The 4,764-nt window shown below is 66.3% G+C and carries 4 protein-coding genes and 2 pseudogenes; 3 read left to right on the top strand and 3 right to left on the bottom strand.

Going from position 1 to position 4,764, the window contains the following annotated elements; all coding sequences use genetic code 11:
• The coding region (locus QOI01_RS19115) for an SbtR family transcriptional regulator (protein ID WP_526383678.1) at window positions 1-226 on the top strand (226 nt) is incomplete at its 5' end.
• Between the two features lie 335 nt (window positions 227-561).
• Window positions 562-1,701: a glycoside hydrolase 5 family protein gene (locus QOI01_RS19110; protein ID WP_526383676.1), complete on the top strand. Its 1,140-nt coding sequence runs from the start codon at window positions 562-564 to the stop codon at window positions 1,699-1,701.
• Between the two features lie 486 nt (window positions 1,702-2,187).
• Here QOI01_RS19110 and QOI01_RS19105 read toward each other — a convergent pair.
• The 3 genes and pseudogenes from QOI01_RS19105 to QOI01_RS19095 all read right to left on the bottom strand — a co-directional run.
• A pseudogene (locus QOI01_RS19105) lies at window positions 2,188-2,712 on the bottom strand (response regulator); the annotation flags it as partial.
• On the bottom strand, window positions 2,709-3,044 hold the full coding sequence (locus QOI01_RS19100) for a sensor histidine kinase (protein WP_526383674.1): 336 nt from the start codon (window positions 3,042-3,044) through the stop codon (window positions 2,709-2,711). The gene QOI01_RS19100 and the pseudogene QOI01_RS19105, both read right to left, overlap by 4 nt.
• Window positions 2,936-4,009 (bottom strand): sensor histidine kinase, encoded by a 1,074-nt coding sequence (locus QOI01_RS19095; RefSeq protein WP_526383672.1) that lies wholly within the window; start codon window positions 4,007-4,009, stop codon window positions 2,936-2,938. The genes QOI01_RS19100 and QOI01_RS19095 overlap by 109 nt, the downstream gene beginning before the upstream one ends.
• Window positions 4,010-4,552: 543 nt before the next feature.
• Here QOI01_RS19095 and QOI01_RS19090 point away from each other — a divergent pair.
• Window positions 4,553-4,764: pseudogene (locus QOI01_RS19090) on the top strand (hypothetical protein); the annotation flags it as partial.

Below are 4,764 nucleotides of genomic sequence, written 5' to 3'. Positions count from 1 at the left end.
TGCGGTCGTCGTCTCGTTGGTCGATCGGGCGCGCGAATCCGGCGCCGTACGGCCCGACATCACCGGAACGGATGTCTTCCTGCTGATCTGCGCACCAGTTCACGTCGTCGAGTACCTATCGGATCCGCCCTCAGATCTGTGGCGACGATATCTCGCCATCATCTTCGATGGTTTGCGTCCGGAAGGCGCCCATCCGCTGCCCCGACCCGCACCAAGCTGGCCCTGACCACCACGGGGGCATTTCGCCGCAGGCGACCCCGTTAGACGCAGCCGCTCATCCAGCGGCCAGGCAGCGTACGTCTGGAATCCCCTTCACTTTCACGAAGGCCGAGGATTCCCGTAGCGTGGTGCGAGCAAGGGCCGTGCAGCAGCGCAGCCACGGTCGGTCATGAAGCGATGGGCACCGGCAACACAGCTCGAAAGCGTTGTGCGTCAACCCCTTCCATCGTTTCTCTATGGTGCGTGTCCGGACCAAGTGGCGACGGATGACGTTACCGACTCGAAGGATTGCACCTGATTAGCGACCCTGAACACGGCCGTGACGCGCGCTGCGATCGCGTCGTGCGTCGTCGAACGGCTCTGAAGGTCCCGCTGATACTGATCGGAGGCGCCACGCTGACCCGAATGCCGCGGGCCTCCGCGGCAGGACGGGGACGGTGGTCAGCTGACCGTGCCAACAGTTGGTATCGGGCGCAGCCTCAACTCGTCGGCGTGAATTACATCCCGTCCAACGCGATCAATCAGCTCGAGATGTTCCAGCCGGACACCTACGATCCGCGGCGAATCGATGCCGAGCTGGGCCTGGCCGGCAGCCTCGGGCTCAATACCGTGCGGGTATTCCTGCACGATCTGCTCTGGGTCCAGGACCGACGCGGCTTCCTTCGGCGGCTGATGCAGTTCGTCACCATCGCGGCCAGCCATGCCATCAAGCCGCTGTTCGTCTTCTTCGATTCGTGCTGGGATCCGCACCCCAGACTTGGTCCTCAGCACGCGCCGGTGCCCGGCGTGCACAATTCAGGGTGGGTGCAGAGTCCCGGTGCCGAGCGTCTCGGCGACCCGGGCTACGTCCGTGTTCTGAACGACTACGTCACCGGAGTGTTGAGCCAGTTCCGCCGCGACGATCGGATCCTTGGATGGGATCTGTGGAATGAGCCCGACAACCCCGCGAGCGCGTACCGCACGGTCGAGAGGCCCGACAAGTTCGACCTCGTCGCTGCGCTGCTGCCCCAGGTCTTCGAGTGGGCGCGCGCAGTCGACCCCGTTCAACCCCTGACCAGTGGCGTCTGGCAGGGGACCTGGGCCGACCCGGGACGGCTCAGCACGATCGCGGGCATCCAGCTCGGCAACTCCGACGTGATCTCCTTCCACTCCTATGCCAACCCGGCCGGCTTCGAGGGCCGGATCGCCGAACTCGCGCCGATGCAACGACCCATCCTTTGTACCGAGTACCTGGCGCGCACGCTGGGTAGCAGTGTCGAGGGAATCCTGCCGGTTGCCGTGCGGCACGACGTCGCCGCGTACAACTGGGGTCTGGTCGCGGGCAAGACCCAGACGTATCTGCCGTGGGATTCGTGGGATCACCCGGAGCCCGCGCCCCCGGCGGAGTGGTTCAGCGACCTTCTCCACCACGATGGGCGGCCCTATCAGAACAGCGACGTCCGCACGTTACGGCGCGTGACCCCTCTGCTTCGCGCGAAGTAGACCGGTGGTCGGCCGGCCTCCTGGGCCCGAGTCAAGCGCGTTACTGCGTGGCCTGGGTGATCTGCTCGGAGTACCGGGCGTCCAGGAGCTGCGTGACGTCGAAGGACGCGGGAGGAAGCCCGCCTTCTCGAGCAGGCCCGTCAAATCCACCTCGGTCTTGGTACCCAGGTCGTCGGAGCCGACGGGACGAGAGTCGATGCGCTGGTGCGCGCGGCCAGCAGGGCTTGGTCTTCGGTCAACTGCTGGGTCGACACAAACGCTTTGGCGATCTCTTCCGGATGCTCGGCTCCCCATTGTTGGAAGCGGGTGACCCTTTGGGAGAAGTCGCCGATGACGGCCGCGAGTTTGGGTTCGGCGAGGGCCTGGGTTCTGGCGGGTGACGGATATGTAGCCCGGCAAACCGACTTCGGGACCGCTGGCGATCTGCTTGACCTTCCCGGCGTCGATCGCCGAGCCGACCTGCGCGAGCGAGGTGGAACCGGCTTGTAGGGTGCGAGCGATGTTCGTGTTGGACCGGCCCTCGGCCATCAGCGCGAGCACCTCCAGCTCACGCGCAGTCATCTCTGCCAGCGGATCGTCACGGCGGCGCCGCACGAGTAGCTGTGCGACAACTTCCCGGTCGAGCACCGTACCGCCGGATGCCACTCGTTGCACCGAGTCGAGGAAATCCGTGATCGCGGTGACCCGGTCCTTGAGTAGATAGCCGATTGCACCGGCGTCGTCGGCGAGGAGGTCATCCGCATAGGAGACCTCGACGTATTGGGACAGCACGAGCACCGGCGAGCCGGGCACCCGCCGGCGGGCCTCGACTGCTGCACGCAGTCCCTCATCGGTGTGTGACGGCGGCATCCGAACGTCCACCACCGAGATGTCTGGCCGGCGCTCCTCGATGGCGTGCACCAGCGAAGGGCCGTCACCCACCGCAGCGACGACGTCATGGCCGTTCTCGGTCAACAGCCGGACGAGGCCCTCCCGCAGGAGGACCGAGTCGTCGGCCACCACAACTCTCAGCACGGAAGCTCTACCGCGATCGTCGTCGGGCCTCCGGGAGGACTCATGACGGCCAGCGTGCCACCGGTGGCCCACACACGGTCGGCCAGGCCAGACAGGCCATGGCCCTTGGCCACATGCGCGCCGCCGTCCCCGTCGTCGGCGATCTCGACACCGAGCCGGCCAGGCCCGTTCGCCACCGTGACCCAGCAGTTCGCCGCGCCGCTGTGTTTGGCGACATTGGTCAGCGCCTCGGCGACCGCGAAGTAGGCGGTGGTCTCGACGGCCGCGTCGAGCCGGCCCTTAGCGTGCCGAGGTCGGGGTCGACCGCGAGCTCGACTGGGACGGTGCACCGGACCGACAGCGCAGCCAGCTCACTGGGCAGGCCACGGTCGGTGAGGACCGGGGGCGCGATGCCGCGGGACAGCGACCGAAGCTCATCCAGAGTCTCCTGGGTCTGGTTGATCGCCTCGTCCAGTGCGGCTCGGAGCGCGTCCGGATCGCCGTCCACGTGTTGGCGGGCGCGGCTCAGATCCATCGCGAGGCGGATGAGTCGTTGTTGCGGGCCGTCGTGGATGTCACGTTCCAGCCGGCGCAGCGCGGTCGCCTCGGCGGAGACCGCGGCCGCCTTCTGCTCGGTCAGCACGGTGATCGTCTGGCGCATCTCGGCCACACCGGTCAGCAGGATGCGGCTGAAGCCGGCCGAGATCAGCGCGCAACCTCGCACCACGATCGGGAGGCTGACCAGGCAGATGAGGCCGATGGCGGTTTGCAGGCCGATCCGCGCGAACGCGCTGTCGCCGAGCCCGATCAGCTGGGCGAGCGAGTTGTTGTCCCGGCCGCGCGGGATGCTCCAGTCCCAAGCGATGGTCAACGTGCCGCCGATCGCTGACGCCCACCAGCTGACCACGATGCTGAAGGTGGCCACCGAGATCGGGAAATGCAGGATGCCGTACACGAGATCGAGCCAGAACTGGCTCTGCGTCAACGGAGTGACGATCCGATTCCAGACGCCGGCGCCCGGTGCGGCCGCCCGGTAGGTCGGCCGGATCAGTGGGCGGCGCAGCACGGCGGGAATGCGCAGCCGCTCGACGTCGGCGAAGAAGCGAGCGACGATCAACGTGCCCGCGAGGATCGGCAGGCCGATGACGACGACCAGCGTGCCGAGCCCCGCCGACAAACCAGCCACGAGGACGCTGAAACTCACGATGGCGAGCGGGAATCCGAGCAGCGTGTAGCCAGTGTCCACACCGAGCTGACGGACGAAGCCGACTCGCCCAGGCTGTGCTGGGTCGACCAACATATGTTTGGTGCTCACGCCCTCGACGCTAGGCACTTGTTGGATTCGCTCCCATCCGATGCGCCTGCGTCTTCAGGGTAGGGCTGTCCCTACCGTCCCCGGCCCGTCATGGGGATTGTCGGGCCACTAGAGGGAACGCGCTGGTGGGCCGCTAGCTGCGTTCCATGGCGTCCATCCTCCGACGATCTGGTAGCCGCGGGTCAGGTGCGGACATGCGATTCCGGGCCGACCGACACAACGTGGGAGGTTCTACTGCCTATCGGCGCAGCGGTCGTCATCACCGGCGTCGCGGAAAGCCAGGAACGGCTCTCACTTCTCCACCGGAAGCTGACGGGCTCAAGCGGCACCGCAGGTGCTACCGCTCGTCTGCGAAGACCTTTGCCGCGACTTCGACGAAGGCGCGCCGCTACCGGTCACGACGGCCAGCTTCCCGGACAAGTTCGGTACCTCGATGTCCCCTCGCGCTCATAGTGAAACGCCCTCTCTGATCGGGCCAGCCGCTCCGGATGTTTCAGTGAGCGGCGGCATTCACCCAGTCGACGTGTCAATGATCCGGACACCGTGATTGCGCGTGACGAGCTTCAGGAGGTCGCGCGGACACAAACCGGCGAAGCGTATCGACGGGTATTGCTACGGTGTCCGCGCGCTAGTGTGCTTTGGTCGGCCTCAGCGAACAAGCCGATAGAGAAGTTGAGCAAATTCATGACCGCAGCAGCAGAGACGTCGGCGATTGAATCGCGCGTCGGCCACTACTACCAGATAGACGACACCTA

Origin of the sequence: Mycobacterium sp. (assembly GCF_032162605.1) — a bacterium.
In the GTDB taxonomy this organism is placed as follows: Bacteria; Actinomycetota; Actinomycetes; order Mycobacteriales; family Mycobacteriaceae; genus Mycobacterium.
This window is presented reverse-complemented; position numbering and strand designations above follow the sequence as displayed.